At 46.1% G+C, this 18,291-nt stretch carries 16 protein-coding genes, 14 tRNA genes and 1 riboswitch; of the genes, 1 reads left to right on the forward strand and 29 read right to left on the reverse strand.

Annotated features, from left to right (window positions below; genetic code table 11):
• Positions 1-28: 28 nt before the first annotated feature.
• The 13 genes from yhbH to rnhA form a co-directional block, all read right to left on the reverse strand.
• Positions 29-1,180 carry a sporulation protein YhbH gene (gene yhbH, locus H525_RS0102055; protein WP_027414820.1) on the reverse strand — a complete coding sequence of 384 codons (1,152 nt, stop codon included), beginning with the start codon at positions 1,178-1,180 and terminating at the stop codon, positions 29-31.
• A gap of 20 nt (positions 1,181-1,200) precedes the next feature.
• Entirely contained in the window at positions 1,201-3,099 is a 1,899-nt protein-coding gene (locus H525_RS0102060) for a PrkA family serine protein kinase (RefSeq protein ID WP_027414821.1), read from the reverse strand.
• A gap of 357 nt (positions 3,100-3,456) precedes the next feature.
• Positions 3,457-4,320, reverse strand: a complete 864-nt coding sequence (locus H525_RS0102065; protein WP_027414822.1) for a MetQ/NlpA family ABC transporter substrate-binding protein — start codon at positions 4,318-4,320, stop codon at positions 3,457-3,459.
• A 126-nt stretch (positions 4,321-4,446) separates the two neighbouring features.
• Positions 4,447-4,574, reverse strand: a riboswitch (SAM riboswitch).
• 118 nt (positions 4,575-4,692) lie between these two features.
• Positions 4,693-5,421, reverse strand: a complete 729-nt coding sequence (locus H525_RS0102070; RefSeq protein ID WP_245590379.1) for an HAD family hydrolase — start codon at positions 5,419-5,421, stop codon at positions 4,693-4,695.
• 36 nt (positions 5,422-5,457) lie between these two features.
• The gene (gene trmL, locus H525_RS0102075) at positions 5,458-5,922 is read right to left on the reverse strand and encodes a tRNA (uridine(34)/cytosine(34)/5-carboxymethylaminomethyluridine(34)-2'-O)-methyltransferase TrmL (RefSeq protein ID WP_027414824.1); all 465 of its coding nucleotides are present in this window, start codon (positions 5,920-5,922) and stop codon (positions 5,458-5,460) included.
• 33 nt (positions 5,923-5,955) lie between these two features.
• Positions 5,956-6,954: an amidase domain-containing protein gene (locus H525_RS28380; RefSeq protein WP_051330730.1), complete on the reverse strand. Its 999-nt coding sequence runs from the start codon at positions 6,952-6,954 to the stop codon at positions 5,956-5,958.
• 89 nt (positions 6,955-7,043) lie between these two features.
• Positions 7,044-7,676 (reverse strand): pyroglutamyl-peptidase I, encoded by a 633-nt coding sequence (locus H525_RS0102085; protein ID WP_035099625.1) that lies wholly within the window; start codon positions 7,674-7,676, stop codon positions 7,044-7,046.
• A 36-nt stretch (positions 7,677-7,712) separates the two neighbouring features.
• Positions 7,713-8,678 (reverse strand): DUF979 domain-containing protein, encoded by a 966-nt coding sequence (locus H525_RS0102090; RefSeq protein WP_027414827.1) that lies wholly within the window; start codon positions 8,676-8,678, stop codon positions 7,713-7,715.
• Positions 8,679-8,691: 13 nt separating this feature from the next.
• On the reverse strand, positions 8,692-9,402 hold the full coding sequence (locus H525_RS0102095) for a DUF969 domain-containing protein (RefSeq protein WP_027414828.1): 711 nt from the start codon (positions 9,400-9,402) through the stop codon (positions 8,692-8,694).
• A 403-nt stretch (positions 9,403-9,805) separates the two neighbouring features.
• On the reverse strand, positions 9,806-10,714 hold the full coding sequence (locus tag H525_RS0102100; protein WP_027414829.1) for a c-type cytochrome: 909 nt from the start codon (positions 10,712-10,714) through the stop codon (positions 9,806-9,808).
• Positions 10,715-10,866: 152 nt separating this feature from the next.
• Positions 10,867-11,427, reverse strand: coding sequence for a methylated-DNA--[protein]-cysteine S-methyltransferase (locus H525_RS0102105; RefSeq protein ID WP_027414830.1), 561 nt, complete (start codon positions 11,425-11,427; stop codon positions 10,867-10,869).
• Between the two features lie 65 nt (positions 11,428-11,492).
• Positions 11,493-12,677: a tRNA epoxyqueuosine(34) reductase QueG gene (queG, locus tag H525_RS0102110; protein WP_051330731.1), complete on the reverse strand. Its 1,185-nt coding sequence runs from the start codon at positions 12,675-12,677 to the stop codon at positions 11,493-11,495.
• A 21-nt stretch (positions 12,678-12,698) separates the two neighbouring features.
• Entirely contained in the window at positions 12,699-13,130 is a 432-nt protein-coding gene (gene rnhA / locus H525_RS0102115; RefSeq protein WP_027414832.1) for a ribonuclease HI, read from the reverse strand.
• A gap of 287 nt (positions 13,131-13,417) precedes the next feature.
• Here rnhA and H525_RS0102120 point away from each other — a divergent pair, with 287 nt between their 5' ends.
• Positions 13,418-14,092, forward strand: a complete 675-nt coding sequence (locus tag H525_RS0102120) for a B3/B4 domain-containing protein (protein WP_027414833.1) — start codon at positions 13,418-13,420, stop codon at positions 14,090-14,092.
• 245 nt (positions 14,093-14,337) lie between these two features.
• Here the strand turns inward: H525_RS0102120 and H525_RS0102125 are convergent, their stop codons facing one another.
• The 16 genes from H525_RS0102125 to H525_RS0102200 all read right to left on the reverse strand — a co-directional run bounded on the left by H525_RS0102125 (position 14,338) and on the right by H525_RS0102200 (position 18,269).
• Entirely contained in the window at positions 14,338-15,681 is a 1,344-nt protein-coding gene (locus tag H525_RS0102125) for a purine/pyrimidine permease (protein ID WP_051330732.1), read from the reverse strand.
• A gap of 17 nt (positions 15,682-15,698) precedes the next feature.
• Positions 15,699-16,379 (reverse strand): uracil-DNA glycosylase, encoded by a 681-nt coding sequence (locus H525_RS0102130; RefSeq protein ID WP_051330733.1) that lies wholly within the window; start codon positions 16,377-16,379, stop codon positions 15,699-15,701.
• Positions 16,380-16,616: 237 nt separating this feature from the next.
• Positions 16,617-16,690: transfer RNA gene (locus H525_RS0102135), tRNA-Gly, on the reverse strand.
• A gap of 62 nt (positions 16,691-16,752) precedes the next feature.
• Positions 16,753-16,829 (reverse strand) — tRNA-Pro (locus H525_RS0102140).
• A gap of 10 nt (positions 16,830-16,839) precedes the next feature.
• Positions 16,840-16,924 (reverse strand) — tRNA-Leu (locus H525_RS0102145).
• Between the two features lie 39 nt (positions 16,925-16,963).
• Positions 16,964-17,052, reverse strand: a tRNA-Leu gene (locus tag H525_RS0102150).
• Positions 17,053-17,063: 11 nt separating this feature from the next.
• A tRNA-Cys gene (locus H525_RS0102155) sits at positions 17,064-17,138 on the reverse strand.
• Between the two features lie 11 nt (positions 17,139-17,149).
• A tRNA-Gly gene (locus H525_RS0102160) sits at positions 17,150-17,225 on the reverse strand.
• A gap of 50 nt (positions 17,226-17,275) precedes the next feature.
• A tRNA-Gln gene (locus H525_RS0102165) sits at positions 17,276-17,350 on the reverse strand.
• A 3-nt stretch (positions 17,351-17,353) separates the two neighbouring features.
• A tRNA-His gene (locus H525_RS0102170) sits at positions 17,354-17,429 on the reverse strand.
• 12 nt (positions 17,430-17,441) lie between these two features.
• Positions 17,442-17,515, reverse strand: a tRNA-Trp gene (locus tag H525_RS0102175).
• Between the two features lie 6 nt (positions 17,516-17,521).
• Positions 17,522-17,606, reverse strand: a tRNA-Tyr gene (locus H525_RS0102180).
• 48 nt (positions 17,607-17,654) lie between these two features.
• Positions 17,655-17,730, reverse strand: a tRNA-Thr gene (locus tag H525_RS0102185).
• Positions 17,731-17,755: 25 nt separating this feature from the next.
• Positions 17,756-17,831 (reverse strand) — tRNA-Phe (locus H525_RS0102190).
• 154 nt (positions 17,832-17,985) lie between these two features.
• A tRNA-Asp gene (locus tag H525_RS0102195) sits at positions 17,986-18,062 on the reverse strand.
• A gap of 131 nt (positions 18,063-18,193) precedes the next feature.
• Positions 18,194-18,269, reverse strand: a tRNA-Met gene (locus H525_RS0102200).
• Positions 18,270-18,291 lie beyond the last annotated feature (22 nt).

An 18,291-nucleotide genomic window follows, 5' to 3' on the forward strand; every position in this document is an offset into this window, starting at 1 on the left:
CCTCAGCTGCACATATCCCGTTAAAAAACTAACTTTCTACCCGGCTAAAGAAGGTAGTGAGCGCTTTATACACTTCACCTTTTTCCCTAATAATGCAATGTTTGAATTTCGGGTCTTTTATATTTTTATAGACGGACATCAGCGTAGAATGGCGATTATATTGATTGACCTCCCCATATCCAAACATATTGCAACAATCCATAAGCTCTTTAACAAGTTTAACGCATCGTTCATTATCGGAAGTTAAGTTATCCCCGTCTGAGAAGTGAAACGGATAAATATTGTATAGGGAAGGGTTATATCTTTCATGAATAATATCCAGCGCTTTCCGGTAGACCGATGAGCAGATCGTTCCGCCGCTCTCTCCCTTTGAGAAAAATGCTTCTTCTGTGACTTCCTTTGCCTCCGTGTGATGGGCGATAAACACAATTTCAACCTTCTCATATTTCGTGCGCAGGAACCGAACCATCCAGAAGAAAAAGCTGCGCGCCACATATTTCTCAAGAACCCCCATCGAGCCGCTCGTATCCATCATGGCTAAAATCACGGCATTGGAGTGAGGTTGTATGATGTCCTCCCACGTTTTGAAGCGCAAATCATCGTTGGAGATTCTCCATTTATTCTTTTTTCCCTGCAATCCGTTGCGCCGCAGAGCTTCGAGGAGCGTTCTTTTCTTATCAATATTGCCCATGAGCCCCTTTTTCCGGATATCATTAAACCGGATATCCGTTATGACAATCTCGTCCTGATCTTTTTGCTGAAGATTAGGCAATTCCATCTCGGCAAACAACAGTTCTTGAAGCTCTTCAACGGTAATTTCGGCCTCGTAATACTCTTCACCCGGCTGGTCTCCGGCACCTTGGCCTTTTCCTGGCCCCTGATCCGCAGGATCCCCATCGCGGGCAACAACATCTCCGACTTTGGATTTTCCGTTACCCTGCCCCACATGCTGGCTTTTATTATAATTGTATCGAATACGGTATTCATCAAGCGAACGGATCGGAATTTTGACCATATCTCGTCCGTTTGACATTATAATCGTTTCTTCACTAACCAGATCGGGGAGATTTTTTTTAATTGCTTCCTTTACTTTTTCCTTATGGCGCAGTTGATCCTGATACCCTTTACGGTGCAGGGACCAGTCCTCCTGCGAGATAATAAACAGAGGATGATTTTCCATATCCGCTCCCCCTTCTCCCGCTACCTGTTCAACAGGCTTCCAACATACCGGAGAAGTTCATTGGCACATATCGGGCAATACCCGTGCTCATCGATCAGCCGTGCCGTTACCTCATTTACTTTTTTCAGTTGAACTTCATCAGGCGTTTTGCTGGAAGTCGTAATTTTTACAACATCCTTCAAATCGGCAAACAGTTTTTTCTCAATCGCTTCACGCAGTCTGTCATGGCTGCTGTAATCAAACCTTTTTCCTTTGCGTGCATATGCGGAAATTCGAATGAGAATCTCTTCGCGGAATGCTTTTTTTGCATTTTCCGAAATCCCGATTTGCTCCTCAATGGAACGCATAAGTTTCTCATCGGCATCCATCTCTTCACCGGTAATCGGGTCGCGCATTTTCGTTTTGTTGCAGTAGGATTCAACGTTGTCAAGATAATTATCCATCAGTGTTTTTGCGGATTCCTCATATGAGTACACGAAGGCTTTCTGCACTTCTTTCTTCGCCAGTTCGTCGTATTCTTTGCGGGCGACGGAAATGAAGCTCAGGGAACGTTCTTTTTCTTCTTTTGAAATCGTAGCGCTCTGGTCCAATCCGTCCTTGAGTGCCCGCAGGATATCGAGCGCGTTTATGCACTCGGTGTCACGGCGAATGAGTGCGCTGGAAATCCGATTGATGACATACCTCGGATCGATGCCGCTCATGCCTTCATCAGCAAACTCATTCTGCAGTTCTTTAACGTCGGACTCTTTAAATCCTTCGACAGAGTCTCCATTGTATAAACGCATTTTCTTAAGCAGGTCAACCCCCTGCTTTTTGGAATCCTTCAGGCGGGTGAGGATAGAGAAAATAGCGGCGGCACGCAGGGCGTGAGGCGCAATATGAACATGGCCAAGTTCGCTTTGTTTAATGAGTTTCGTATAGATTTTCTCTTCGTCTGTCACGCGCAGATTGTACGGCATGCGCATAACGATAATACGCGATTGTAACGCCTCATTCTTTTTATTGCCGATGAAAGAACGGTATTCCGCTTCATTCGTATGGGCAACGATAAGTTCGTCCGCTGATATTAATGCAAAGCGGCCTGCCTTAAAGTTTCCTTCCTGGGTCAGCGATAAAAGATTCCAGAGGAATTTCTCATCGCACTTCAGCATTTCCTGGAATTCCATCAAACCGCGGTTTGCTTTGTTTAATTCCCCGTCAAACCGGTACGCCCGCGGGTCAGATTCTGATCCGTATTCTGTTATAGTGGAGAAATCAATGCTTCCGGTAAGGTCGGCAATATCCTGTGATTTCGGGTCTGACGGGCTGAATGTTCCAATCCCTTTACGTTTCGCTTCCGAGAAAAGAACCCGTTCCACCGGCATATCTTCGATCCGACCGAAATAATCGGTTTCCAGACGCATGGTGCAGTACGGGCAGAGTTCTCCTTCGATTCGCACACCTAATTCATTTGCCACATCCTCGCGCATTTCATGCGGAATCAGATGCAGCGGTTCTTCATGCATGGGACATCCTTTGATGGCGTATACCGCTCCCTCATCCGTCCGGGAAAAATGCTCCATCCCGCGTTTCAACATAGTGACAAGCGTCGATTTCCCGCCGCTTACAGGCCCCATTAGTAAAAGAATTCTTTTTCTTACATCCAGGCGCATAGCGGCCGAGTGAAAATATTCTTCCACTAATTTTTCAATGGAACGGTCGAGGCCAAAAATTTCGCGGCTAAAAAATTTATAGCTTTTACTGCCGTCCTCATTATGTTCTATCCCGGCATGTTTGATCATATTGTAGACACGGGAGTGGGCGGTTTGCGTTACATTAGGATTATTCTTTACGATTTTCAGATAGTCAGCGAAGGAACCTTCCCAGGCCAGCTGTTCTTCACGCGCACGATATTCTGAAATCCTTCTTACGATATCCATGGGCACTCCTCTCCTTTTCTTTGTTCCAATATGAGTGTTTAGGGTGCATTTTTACTATCCTATTCCGTACATGCGGATCAGATGCAGGCTTCTTCACAAAAAAGCCACCGTCTGGTCGATTACATAGCTTGTTTTACGCTGGCAGTTCACATGTCAAGCGGAATTCGCTATAATAAGATGTAAAATATACATATAGAGAGGGGAAAAAGAAATGTTTATTATTTGCACAATTTTAGTACTATTTCTCATTGCCATTTTGACAGCCGGTTATAATGAAGATAAGACTTGGAACTTATAAACAAAAAAAGACCGGTGCCTCAGCAGAGATACCGGTCTTTTCGTATATCATTGAAAGGATTAGAATACAGGCACTACCGCACCTTTGTATTTATCTTCAATGAATTTTTTAACGTCATCAGATTTTAATACTTGAATTAGCTTTTGAATTTCAGGGCGTTTCTCATCGCCGGCTTTGACGCAAATCACGTTAGCAAATGTTTTCGCCGCTTCGGAACCTTTCTTTTCCATCATCAGCGCGTCAGAAAGTTTTAATCCGGCCTGCATAGCGTAATTTCCGTTGATAACCGCGTAATCAACCTCACCCAATGCGCGTCCAAGCATAGCGGCATCCATCGGTTTGATTACAATTTTATGCGGGTTTTGCACAATGTCTTCTTTTGTTAAATCGTTAAGCTTTTTACCAGGTGTAAGCTTAATCCAGCCTTTTGTTTCAAGCAGTTTAAGCGCGCGTGCACCGTTGGATACATCATTCGGAATGGCTACCACTGCACCGCTCTTCGGGTCTTGTGTTTTTTGTTTTCCGCCAAAGATACCCATTGGTTCGAAGTGAATGCCATCTAATGGAACGATGTGCGTATTATGTTTTTTGTTGAAGTCATCAAGATAAGGAACCGTTTGGAAGTAGTTCGCATCAATTTGCTTATCTTCAAGCGCCATATTCGGCAGTACATAATCATCGAATACTTTCACCGTCATATCAACGCCCTGCTGCTTCAGCTTGTCTTTCACAAAGTTAAGAATTTCGGCATGCGGTACAGCAGATGCTCCCACTGTAATTTTCTGCACTGCAATACTGTTATTGTTATTTCCTGCTGCCGCGTTATTGCTGTTATTCGGTTGCGATTGGCTTGCTCCGTTGCCGCATGCTGCAAGCAATCCGAATGTCAGCAGCAATGAAATGGCAATCAACCATTTTTTCATGTTAATACCCCCATTTTTTGTATTTGTATTTGTCATCATCAGAGTTAAGCATCTTCGCGCAGGCCCAGCGTAAGATACAAAAAAACCTCTTGGCAGAACCAGGAGGGGTGTCTTGTTTAGACGCTACTCTTATCTGCCAGGATCGTTATCCTGCTGGAATTGGCACAGCATTCTTTCTTAATTATATACATCATCAAGAAAAAATCCGCTGCCGGGCTTCATCGGGCCAGTCCCTCCACCTCTCTCGATAAGCGAGATATTAAATTTTTCACACAAAAATTATAATACGGTGAATCATGATTCGTGTCAATCTTTCTGTAAATAATATTTATTTTAAAAACAGTCTAACTACTGACCGAGACGAACCAGATTCTAACGAACCGAGAAAATGCCGCTCCTGCTCGTTAACTGTTCACCGAACTGATCCAGCGTTCCAGACGCGTCCACACGATACTGGGGTGCCCCGCGGTCGATTTTGTAATCGGTCACAAAAAAAGTTCTCATGCCAATTTCACTGGCTACCATGTCCTGCTGCATATCGTTGCCAATCATGATACACTGCTCCGGTTTCATCCCGATCTGTTCGCAGATTTCTTCGTAATATTTTGGATTGGGTTTGCAGAAATGCGAGTTTTCAAAAACGGTTACCCAATCGAAGGAAGAGGCATCGATGCCCGCCCATTTCATCCGCTCCATAATGGCCGCTTCGGGAAAAACAGCGTTTGTCGCAATAACAAGTTTATAGCCCTGCCTTTTAGCTTCCTCCACTACTTTAGCCGTGGCAGGATGAGGCTGGATGTCCTCGCGCAACAGTGGAAACTCCTCCTCGTAAAACCGGTCGATTGACGGCCATATTTCGTCGCGTGACAGATTGCACAGTTTGAGAAAAACTTCCTCGAAAACCTGCGCATTTGTTGTTGCCGCATCTTCATCCGCTATCACATGTTTCGTCGCGGTCCATAGGGACGTAACCAGAACATCCGGATCAATAATAGCGGCTGTGTATTCGCCGAGCCGCTTCATATAACGGCGAATAAACGCCTCCGTATCGATGGCCAGCAAAGTACCGTCCAAATCAAAAAGCATCGCTTTGTCCGCCAAGCGGAGTCCCCCCTCGATTTATGTTGCGTCTGGCGTTCACTTCATTCCCGGATAGCCAATCTGCCTTAACCCTTCATACAATACAATGGCAGCCGTATTAGAAAGATTAAGGGAGCGGGTTGCGCTGCCCATCGGTATCCGAATCACCTGGCCGGGATAATGCATAAGAATGTCAACCGGAATGCCACTCGTTTCTTTGCCAAACACAAAAAAATCACCATCCCTGTACTCCACATCGGAATGGTAGATTTCTCCATGTGTTTCAATAAAAAAGAACCGTCCATTGGGATGCCGGTCAATAAACTCGGCAAAAGACTCATAATATGTAAGATCGACCGCATGCCAGTAATCAAGGCCAGCCCGCTTTAAATATTTATCATCTGTCGAAAAACCAAGCGGTTTAATCAAATGGAGTTTTGTTCCTGTTGCCGCGCATGTGCGGGCAATGTTTCCTGTGTTAGCCGGAATTAATGGCTCGTAAAGCACAATGTTGAAAGCCATCTTATTTTCACCTCAGGTATTATCATAGCATATTCAGCTTAAAAGGTGAAAAAATCGATACTGAATCTGAGGGGTATAAGCGCTGGAATCATGGTAATCCCAATAACGGTGCCGGCTGTTCGTTGTATGGGCATTGACAAGCGGCATCCCGTTATAATCTTTAGCCACCACAATCGTATTGTGCTGCCAGTGGCCGTCTCCATCAAAATCATAACAAATTACATCCCCTACCGACAGCTCCACCGCACTTACCTTTCTTTCCGTTCGCATATATTTGCCATGCTCTAAAACCCAGCGCAGGCTGTGCGCTACCGCCCAGCTGTAGCTCCACGATTCATTGGCGGTACCCGATTGTCGATACCACCAGCCGCTGTTCCGTTTTCCGGTCATTGACATTGGGACTCCCCCTGCATAAAGGCATTGGGAAATAAAATTGGTACAGTCTACCTCAAACGTATGAAACCGGGGATTGTAATCATTCCACCAAATTTCTGCATAGCGAACAGCCTGAATACGATCATAGCTGTATTGCCTCTCTTCCGATAAAGGTTCCTCTGTAAACCCGCCCAACATGTTCTGCGTCATTTGAAATGGATAATTGGTTTGTTTACTCGATACTTCCGCGTCTTCTATCGTTGCAGCCGGTTCTTTCTCATACGTTGGACGAATACGTTGATCGAACCAGATCAGCCACGTGTCCTCCTGCTTATGCAGCGTGATTCGCTGGATGCTCTCTTTAGCCTGTTCATAAATGTGACGGCCCAATCGGTAAATATACGATTCAATTCCTGTGACGTGTACAACAACCTCATCCGGGTGGCTTTTTTCTACGGCTAGCCGTTTTATATCGATCCTGCTTTTTAAAGGAATTATGTTTCGTTCCCGCTGCTGACGGTGAATGCGCCCATACTGTTCAAGGATTTGTTTTCTCGTATGGCCGCCCATCACGGAAAAAATCCCGTCATCATTTTCAATTAACAGGCGGGTTTTATGATAAAAATACTTTTCCAGCACTTCATTCCAGTTTGCCATTCTCCCCCTCCTTCTGCCCTTACCATCCTATGCAGGAGAGAGAACAAAAACACTAAAAAATGTTTTAAAAACGGCAAAGTTTATTGGAATTACTTCTGCAATTCTCCTTCAATTGTTGTTTGAATAATAATCCGGAGGGCCTGCAGCATCGTGTCATGAGAAAGCGTCGGCAGCGTTGGTTTGTCGAGTGCCATTTCGGTTGACGCCGGAAAATGGATAAATCCCGCCGTGGTCGACAGGTTATTTCTCCGAATGTAATCAAGGACACCATACATCGTATTATTACAAATATAGGTGCCGGCGGTGTTGGAAATAAAGGCAGGGATACCCTGTTCTAGAAGCCGATTTACGATTTCACGGATGGGAAGCCGGGTAAAGAGCCCATCCGGGCCCTCTGGATTAATCGGCTGGTCAACAGGTTTGGTTCCTTTATTATCCGGCACAGGATCTTCAGCCATCGTGTCCTTTACGTTAACGGCGATTCGTTCGGGGGTTACCGCGGACCTGCCCGCATATAATCCACAGGAAATAACCGCATCCGGTTTAAAATCACGCATTTCTTCTATGATTCGCGCCGCACACTCATCATAATGGACCGGCAGCAGCACGGTGCGTATTTCTACATTCTCAAACATTACATTGGCAATATCTTTTACGAGTCTTTCCGTCGGATTAATCGCAGCGCCTCCAAAAGGTTCAAATCCGGAAAGTAAGATTTTCATTATCGCTCCTCCTCTTGCTTAACTTTTCAGTATTCCTTAGAAGTGATAGACCAAAAAGTACATTAACACAATGTTAATTCCTAACAAAACAACTCCAATCGGAACTTGCGCCTTAATAACGGCGTTCTTATCCTTTAAATCGAGAAGCATAGCCGGTACAATATTGAAGTTGGCGGCCATGGGTGTCATTAACGTCCCGCAGTAGCCTGCAAACATACCAATTGCCGCCATAATCGCAGGATTTCCGCCATGGGCGTGAACAATTAGCGGCAAGCCAATTCCACCGGTAATAACTGCAAAAGCAGCGAAAGCATTCCCCATAATCATTGTAAAGAGGGCCATTCCAATACAATAAGCTGCCACAGCCACAAATGGAATCTGAGTCGGTAGAACATCACCGACTACTTTAGATACCACATCCCCTACGCCCGCTTTGGCAAAAATCGCCCCCAAAGCAGATAACATCTGAGGTAAGATGATGGCCCATCCAACGGTTTCCATCAACCGGCTGCCCTCATTCATTGGAACAGAAAATTTAGCCTTTGTTAAGTACTGCGCTGAGAAGAAAGCAATAATCGTACTTAAGCCAAGTGCAATCAAAGTAACCATTTCCGGGTCCACAAGGTTTACGTTGCCAAAATGGATTTTATCCAGTGTGAAGCTGCCAATTACGGTAAGAACCGGGATGACCAGAGCAGGGATAAAAATCTTGTCTTTTAATCTTGCGGCATGAGCTTCACGCTCTGATTTCGGATGTTCCTCATGTTTACTTTCCCGCACCTTGCCGGCGGCAGCAATAACAACCATAATCAGAACGAGATAGCCTGTCACTACATAAGGGATTGCCTGTCCGAAAAGGAAAGTAAAAGCAAAAATTCCCCAGAATAAGGAAGAGCCGATTCGGCTGGGATGGTTCGGATTTCTTGCTACACGATAGGCTACAAAGGCAACAATGATCCCCAATAAGTAATAAATATGGTCAAGTGTAATGATATTTTTCACCGGTATCCCCCCCTTACGCTTCGAATTGTTCAGCAGATACAGGACCAGATTCCAACTTCGTCGCCATTTCCCGTTCCATTCGTTTATCAAGCCTGCGCAACCTCCACCAGGAGAGCAAATAGGCGGCGATAGCGGTAGGAAGCCCCCAGAGCGCCATATCCCATACGCCGACTTTCATTCCAACGGAATCAAAGTACCCCTTCATTAAGAGAATTGCCCCTGTCGCAATAAAAATATCTTCACCGAAGAAGTAACCGACATTCTCCATTGCTGCAGCGTGAGCTTTGATTTCATTCTGCAAATGTTCAGGAATCGGGCCGTGCTTTGCGGTTGCCGCTCCCTCCGCCATAGGTGCCACGATAGGACGAACGGTTTGCGGGTGACCCCCAATGTTCAAACCGAGAGCAGATGACCATTCACGGATAAATAAATACCAGAGCATGACTCTTCCCGCTGTAGCACCCTTTGCTTTTCTAATCAACACCTCCGCCCTTTCTTTTAGACCATACCGTTCGAGGATTCCTATAACCGGCAGCGTTAAAATAATGGGCAAAGACATATAACGATTGGTAATAAAGGCTTCTCCAAATTTGCCCATAATGTCATTGAAAGGCATACCTGCGATAAGCCCGGTTACCACACCACCCGCTAATACAACAAGCAGCGTGTTAAAACGGAAGGCAAAACCTAATGCTACAATTAAAATTCCAATCAGTTTAATCATATCCGCACTCCTTTCTGTGATCATTGGATTAGACATTTCATCCCTGCATGATCTCGATTCACTTAGTCACTTTAACTTAGCTGCTGTTTTTACTTTTTTGTCCCTATTAACTATTTAGTTCTGAATTTCGGAATTATAGTTTCACTTATTTTATTTGTTTAAGATATTTTACAATTCGAAATAGTGAATAACAAGAGGTTTTATTTTCCATAGTGCCGTTAAATGTGTTTTTATTGTGAAATGATGCAGCAATGGACCAAAAACAAAAAGCCATTGAGCGGGGATATCCCCTTGCTCAATGGCTTTTGCTTCCCATGGTATAAGTTTTGTCGTTCAACTTTTCCTTTCCAGATACTCTGATGGAATTCCGTCCCGTCTTTGAAACAGATCGGCCATCCAACCTCTAATACAGCGCGTCTTTAGGCTTCTTGCCCTTGGGCCAGTCGGCTTTCTTACCGCTGAAATCGGGGCGTTTTTGCGAGACGATATAGGCGGCCAGGTCGGCAGCCTGCTGCTTCGTCAGGCTGCCCGGCTTAATGCCGCCCATCTCACTCTTCGGCATATTCTTCTGAATGAACGGTGTAGCAGTTGAGATACGAGACATACCTGCACCGACATTGAATGAATTGGGCCCCCATAATGCCGGGCCGGCTGTTGGCCCAAGTCCGGCCCCGTCGGCGCCATGGCAAGCCATACACGCCTGCTTATACAGCTTCTCACCGTTCGCCTTATCCGGCTTAATCCCGCTCATATCCGCTTTTCCCTGGCCGCGCCATGGCATATTGGCACCCATTGGAACCCCTTCGGAAATGTAGCTTAAATAGGAAACCACAGCTGTCAATTCCTTGCTGCCGCTAGCAAGCGGTTTGCCATTTTCGCTCCTTTTAAAACATTCGTTAATGCGATCCTCCATCGTAATGACGCGGCCTTCCCGATCACGATACATTGGCATGACCGCAGGTATACCGACGAGCGGAAGTTCTGTCTGTTTCAACCCTCCGTCAGCATGGCAGCTAATGCAGGCAAGCTTGTTGCCTACATTGTTCGGAACCGCTGTTGGGGTTTCGCTAATAATCTTATAGCCTAGCATAATCGATTGACCAAGTTGATCTTTTGGCACACTATCCAGCTTTGGAGGATTAAACGCGACCTGATTCCCACCCCCGTTCTTATTAACCTCCTGTTTTGCCTGTGCAGCGTTGTCTCCCCCTGTACTCGGCGTTCCCGCTGTCGGCGCCGAACTACATCCAGCAAACATAAGTGATGCCCCTAGCATCATTGGAAGTAATACAAAGCCTCTACGTTTTCTCATTTTTTCACTCCCCCTATAAATGAAATAGAAACCAACGTTTCTTATCTTGTTTCGCCAAGAAATAACAAAAACTCCTGCATAAATTTTCATAAATGCAGGAGTTTTTTTCTTTGTCACAAAATTGACGAAATTTCAAGATAACAGATGCGCCTTCACGCTTGCTTTTGCACGACAGCCGGTTCTGGCTCCACGTTCTGCGGCAAGTTTTCATGTTCAAGTTTTAACAAGTACTCTTTAATAGTAAGTCCGCCCCCGTAACCAACCAGGGCGCCATTCGACCCAATCACCCGATGGCATGGAATGAAAATAGACAGCGGATTCCTGTTGTTAGCCATTCCTACCGCACGAACCGCTTTCGGGGCATTAATTGCCAGAGCAATATCCTTATACGACCGGGTTTCCCCATAAGGGATTTTTCGCAATTCTTCCCAGACAACCTTCTGGAATACTGTCCCATATATATCGAGAGGTATAGAAAATTCTGTTCTGACACCCGCAAAATACTCGTCCAACTGAAGTGTAATTTCAACAAGTTTCTCGGGTCGATATGCAACATTCTCGGTATGAATCCATCTTTTTGTCCAACGCAATAATGAACACTTCGTCGAATCTCCGTGACCGAATTCGATCCAGCAAAGTCCATCATCTGTAGCAGCAAGCGTGATCGAACCCAGCGGGCTCTCATATACCGTATAGGAAACTTCCGACTTCACCGTACCCCTCCCTTTTACGCCTTCACCTTATCTTATATGTCTGCGCCTTAGAAAATCCAGCATAACTATTCGACGTTTTCCATAAAGAAAAGGCCTTTTTCTATCTCGTTCCTCACCGTTCCATCTTTTTCGGCATTTTTAGCGTTCTTAAGAACTTTTTGGGCTTCCTCCCCGCCGATTCGGCTTAACGCCCAGGCAGCGGTTCCACGCATAACCGGCCGCGTATCGTGCTGCAGCACGTCGGCCAGGGGCTCTACCGCCGTTTTATCCTTAAAAAAGGCAAGCGCCAGAATTGCATTGCGCTGGATTGGTTTTTTCCCGCGCCATGAACCTGAGGAACGGCCAAACCGGGAAGCAAATTCTTTTTTGCTAATCGACAGCAGCGGCTTGAGAAGCGGTTTCGCGCTTTCCGGATCGGGGATAAACTCCGTCTGGTGCGTAAAGTTAATTTTGCGGTTTTTCGGACAAACTTGCTGGCACGTATCACAGCCATACAGACGGTTGCCGATGGCTTCCCGATACTTATCCGGGATGTAATCTTTTAACTGGGTTAAAAAGGCTACACACCGATGCGAGTCGAGCTGTCCTCCCTGCACGATCGCACCTGTTGGACAGGAGTCGATACAAAGCGTGCAGTCTCCGCACCCTTCTTCCACAGGAGTGTCAGGTGAAAACGGAAAACTTGTCAGCATCTCCCCAAGATACACCCACGAGCCAAATTCCGGCGTAATCAGGGACGTGTTCTTGCCAACCCAGCCAAGGCCGGATCTTTCCGCGACAGCCCGGTCTGACAGAACTCCGGTGTCAACCATGCTTTCCGTAATAATCCCCGGAATTTTTTCATGCAAAAATACTTCAAGCTGCTTCAGCTTATCGCGCAAAACGGTATGGTAGTCATCGCCCCAGGCTGCACGGGCCATAATGCCGCGGTATGCGCCCTTTTCAGATTTGGGAGGTGCTTCCATTCGGGACGGGTAGGCAAGTGCGATAGCGATAATTGATTTTACTTCAGGCATAGACAGTTCAGGGTGAGTTCTCTTTTCAATATCCTTCTCTTCAAAGCCGGATTCGTACCCTTTTTCCCGGTGTCCATACAGTCGTTCTTTTAGCGCAAGAAACGGGTCAGCCGAAGCAAACCCGATTTTATCGATACCAATGGAATGAGAGAAGTGAATGACTTCCTCCTTCAATTTTGCTATAGCCTTGGAATCGTAGGTGAAATCTTGATGTGGTTCTAGCTGCTTATTCATACTTCGTCACTTCCCGGTTTATTACCGCCGAATGGCGCCCGTTGCCAGTTCATCACAGCGGTTGTTTAACTCGTTATCGGTATGGCCTTTCACTTTAACAAACTCTATAATGTGAGTTTCTTTAAGGGCAAGCAGTTCCTTCCATAAATCCTGATTTTCAACGGGCTGCTTTTTACTGTTCTTCCAACCATTCTTCATCCAGTTTTTGTACCAACCCTGTTGAAAGCAATTCACCATGTAGGCGCTGTCGCTGTGCAGCTGAATTTTGCACGGCTCTTTTAATGCTTTCATGGCCTCCACAGCCGCTTTCAGCTCCATCCGGTTGTTGGTCGTATTATCTTCCGAACCTGACAGTTCTTTCCGGTGATTCCCGTATAAAAGAATCGCTCCCCACCCGCCGGGCCCGGGATTGCCCGAACAGGCTCCGTCCGTATAAATAATAACGTCTTTCATTATATACCCCCTTTTCATACATCCATATCCTCTCTTTAGTATAGCAAAGGACTGAATCAATTTGAATTACAGCATATTATCAAGTAATCTATACACAAGCGAAATGAAAAATACCATAATTTAAACTCTGCTTATGCAGATACATTGTCATTAAGTCACTCTCCCCATAAACTATTACAAGCCGGTCGATATCGGTTATTTCATCGGCATTCTTCCAAAAGATAAGCAGCATTTTTTCCGTATAGTGGGCAATTATGGTAAAATCAAAGAAAAGAAGAGGTGGCCTAATGTCGGCACAGTATACGATCGATCCTTTCATTGTACAAGAAGTCCCCGGCCTAAAGCTGGGCATTCTCCGCTATAATCGTGTTACCTTGTCAACTACCCCGAAAATGCTGCAGGGCCGTATTAATCTCCTTATGGAAAGTATACGCCTGGATTATGAGGGCAAAACGGCCGCTGATGTTCCCGGAGTCAAAGAATTCCGCACGGTATTAAAAACGCTTGGCATCGACCCGTCACGATACCGCCCCTCCAATGAAGCACTGATTCGGCGGGTACTGCAAAATAAACCTTTTAGCTGGGTAAACTCAGGTGTTGATGTAAACAACTTCCTGTCCATTCAGTTCGGCCTTCCAGCCGGGTTGTACAATATGGATAAAATAAAAGGGGATATCATCTTGCGCATGGGAGAAGCAGATGAATCTTATCCTGCGTTAAACGGTAGAGAGATTTCGTGCGAAGGCAAATTTTTTTTAGCGGATGAGGCAGGGCCTTTCGGTAGCCCACTCGTCGACTCCGTGCGGACAAGCGTTGATGATACGGCAACCAATCTCCTGCACGTGTTTTTTATCCCGCCCGGATATGATAAGTATACTCCCGACCAAATACTGCAAAGCGCCGCGGAAATGTTTACACAGGTAAACGGGGGTACCTATCACATCGACGGATATTGCGGTTGACCGAAAAGTAAATACTAAGCTGATTAGTCGAAATGGAAGGGAGTGGCTCCATTTTTATTTTTTGCGGGTCTTCCCCTGCAAGGAAGCGGTGACTGTTCGTGTTTCGAAAAAAAGGGAGACCTGCCCGAAAAATCTGGGCAGCTTAATGACGGAGACAATCGGACAGAAAGACGTCACCCTTTTTTCGAAACACCAGGTAGCGGGAAAAAAGCAAAAAATAAAAATGGGACCAATTCTACTATGTTTTACGATCGGCTATCCTTCTTCTCCCTCATGACGACTTGTTCCAGGAAAATAATAAGGAGTACGCCCATGACCAGCCCATTCCCACACAGATAGCTTACAATGGTTGGGAGTGATCGGAGGGCTTCAACAGGAACAAACATCAAACCGATTCCAGCCATTAGGCCAAAGCCTATAATGAGGATGTTTCGTTCGGTTAATGCGATGCGGCTAAAATCCTGCAGTCCAAAACCTAACAGTTGGGTGAAGCTGACAAACATAACGGCGTACCCGACCGGTGACGGCAATCCGGCAAGCAGGATACTGACACCCGGCTGCAAGCCGAGCAGAACCATGAGAAATGAGGCTACAATAAACGGTAACCGCGACGCAATCCGAGAGATTTGGATGACCCCGGCTGCAATGGATAACGGAACAAGGCCGACAATTCCCCCGGAGCCGGATAATATATGGGCAATACCCGTGACAATTCCACCACGCCGATAATCTTTAGTACCCGGAGTAACATGAACCGCTTTGCTCACGACTGCTATGCTGGCAATTAAGTTTGTGAGCAGAATCAGCCCGGTTAGCATTGACGTTAATATGGTTCCAATATGCACGACCGGCGGACCCCAGAAAAATAACTGCGGCATGGAAAAAAGCGAATGGGCCGATTGAACTGCCTTTGTCCATCCAAGAATACCGTACACAACCCATCCCACCATCATGCTGATAAGAATGGCAAAACCCCGTATGTACTTAAATCTTGAACGAATCATTACAAAAGATATAAATACAAGAAGTATGGAAACAACTGCAATGCCGGTATGGACACCGCTTGTTTTTGCAAAATAACCAATACCCAGCATGCCTTTCATAACTGAGGAACTCAATGAGACAGCGAGCAACACAAGATACCCACCCGTAACAAGAGGGGTAAATAATCTTTGAATGCGGTCAATAACACCGGTCATCCCTAAAACAATCAACATGATCCCCGTCACAATCAAACCCATTTCAAGGGACTGACCAATTTCCTTTGGTGACTGCCCGGTAATTGAACCTAAACTCGCAAGAATAACAAAAATGCCCCACCACATTCCTGCCGGACCTTCCGTAATGGGCAAGCGGTGACCGATCCATATCTGCAGGAGTGATGCAATTCCGATAAAAAAACATGTCTGCTGCACGAATTGCCCAATTCGGATAGCAGAAAGTCCGTACATTTCACCAATAACCAGCGGAACCACCAGAGAACTGGATAATGTAATAAAAAACCACTGAACCGCAGCCGTGAGGGTTACCGTTAAAGGCGGCCTGTCAGTCAGTTCATACAAATTATATGATTTTTCTTTAGACTCCACACTTTACCCCTCTCTTCCTAAGAATTCACAAGGCATTTTAATGCAATTTTAATATCATGCCACACTTCCCGCTTCGCTTTCGTAAGCTCGTCGCCCCTCTGGCGCAAAACGTAAGCCGGATGCCAGGTAGGAACAACTTTAATACCGTGGTAATCAAATACATTTCCACGATAGGGATTCATCGTTTTCTGTTCAGGAAAGAAGAACTGCTGCGCAACCTTGCCGAGCGCGATCACAACCTGCGGACGGATAAGTTCCAATTCCGTTTTAAGAAATTTTGCACATTCCAGCGTTTCCTCCCGTTTAGGCGTACGATTTTTCCCCTTCTCATCACTTACGCGGCATTTAACGACATTGGTAAAGTAAATATCTTCCCTTTTCACGTTAGCCTTATTAAGAATAAGGGTTAAAAGAGACCCACTGATGCCTACAAGCGGCAACCCCCACGCTTCTTCATCCTCCCCGGGCCCTTCTCCCACAATCATAAGAGGTGTCCGGGTACGCCCGGTTCCAGGTACCCTGCTCGCAGCCCTCTCGCAAAGCGGACAATCGGTACAGGTAAGAATATAACGGCGGAGCTGCTCCAAATGAACAATTTTTTCCACCGAATGCAGGGCAGGTGTAATATCATCCGGCTTGTAGCCATCATTTTTTAGACGGCGAAAAAAATCATCCATTGCCTCACCTATTTTTCTCATGGTAAGCCCCCTTTGACCATCAAACTATCTTTTATTTACCATATCATATCCGCAAATCATTTGTTCAACGTTAACGTGCAAAGTGTGAAGTTCACGGTCTGACGAATACAAATTTGCTATTTAAAAATCTCAAAAAAGTAAAAAACGCGATCCTGCGTTCTTTTAGAACGAAAAACCGCGTTGCTAATTATATTATGTATTGAATGTAGTACAGTCCTAACAAATTCATGTGGAGAATGGAGCGGGTGATGGGAATCGAACCCACGTATTCAGCTTGGAAGGCTGATGTTCTACCATTGAACTACACCCGCAATGCTTAATGTTAATTTTTAAAAATTCTTAGTATTGTACAAAGGATTAATAAACAACCGGATGGTCGGGAAGACAGGATTCGAACCTGCGACCCCCTGGTCCCAAACCAGGTGCTCTACCAAGCTGAGCCACTTCCCGTTACTTCTAATGGTACCGATGGTCGGGGTCGAACCGACACTCCCGAAGGAACACGATTTTGAGTCGTGCGCGTCTGCCAATTCCGCCACATCGGCACAAAACATAATAGGTTTTCATTTATTTATACGAAAAGATGGTGCCGAGGACCGGAATCGAACCGGTACGGTAGTCACCTACCGCAGGATTTTAAGTCCTGTGCGTCTGCCAGTTCCGCCACCCCGGCAGGAGTGTTTTTGGAGGAGGCAACCGGATTCGAACCGGTGGATAAAGGTTTTGCAGACCTTGGCCTTACCACTTGGCTATGCCTCCATCTAAAAATATGGAGCGGACAACGAGACTCGAACTCGCGACCCCGACCTTGGCAAGGTCGTGCTCTACCAACTGAGCTATGTCCGCAATATCATACTGAAAATATAACACTTTTTCAGGCAAAAAGGAATAATCAATGGCTGGGGTACCTGGATTCGAACCAGGGCATGACGGAGTCAAAGTCCGTTGCCTTACCGCTTGGCTATACCCCAAAATGGGGCGATCGATGGGAATCGAACCCACGAATGTCGGAGCCACAATCCGATGCGTTAACCACTTCGCCACGACCGCCACAAATTTTAATGGCAGGGGCAGTAGGAATCGAACCCACACTGGAGGTTTTGGAGACCTCTGTTCTACCGTTAAACTATGCCCCTATATTTTGGTGGAGGGGGACGGATTCGAACCGCCGAACCCACAGGGAGCGGATTTACAGTCCGCCGCGTTTAGCCACTTCGCTACCCCTCCATACTGTTGTTTCAAAAAGACCAAATAAACCTGGTTAATCAAATACTATGGTGCCGGCGAAAGGACTTGAACCCTCAACCCCCTGATTACAAGTCAGGTGCTCTACCAGTTGAGCTACACCGGCGCCAAAATGCAAATCGATAAAAATATGGTGGCTCGGGACGGAATCGAACCGCCGACACGAGGATTTTCAGTCCTCTGCTCTACCGACTGAGCTACCGAGCCAACATGTTGTTTCACATATTCATTAGAATAAACGGCGGAGCTGACGGGACTCCGACGCACAGGATGTGCCAGGTTCTGCGTTAGGCACACGACGTGCCTGCTTTTAGCAGAACTTCCTCTCGGGTGAGAGGGCCGTCATACTTCTTGAATTAAATGGCGGAGCTGACGGGACTCGAACCCGCGACCTCCGGAGTGACAGTCCAGCGTGAACTCCAACTTCACCACAGCTCCATGATATTTAACGCACTTCATTCCAGCAATGATGACAATTCGACATAGTTGGAATGAATATATTAGTTGCCCTTCCAGGACAACGATTCCATTTGAACGAAGATGATTAATCGACGTAGTCCAAATGGTTTTGGTTGCGGGGACAGGACTTGAACCTGTGACCTTCGGGTTATGAGCCCGACGAGCTGCCAACTGCTCCACCCCGCGATAATATAGCTGAAAAAAGTCT

Source organism: Aneurinibacillus terranovensis DSM 18919, from assembly GCF_000430625.1.
In the GTDB taxonomy this organism is placed as follows: Bacteria; Bacillota; Bacilli; order Aneurinibacillales; family Aneurinibacillaceae; genus Aneurinibacillus_B; species Aneurinibacillus_B terranovensis.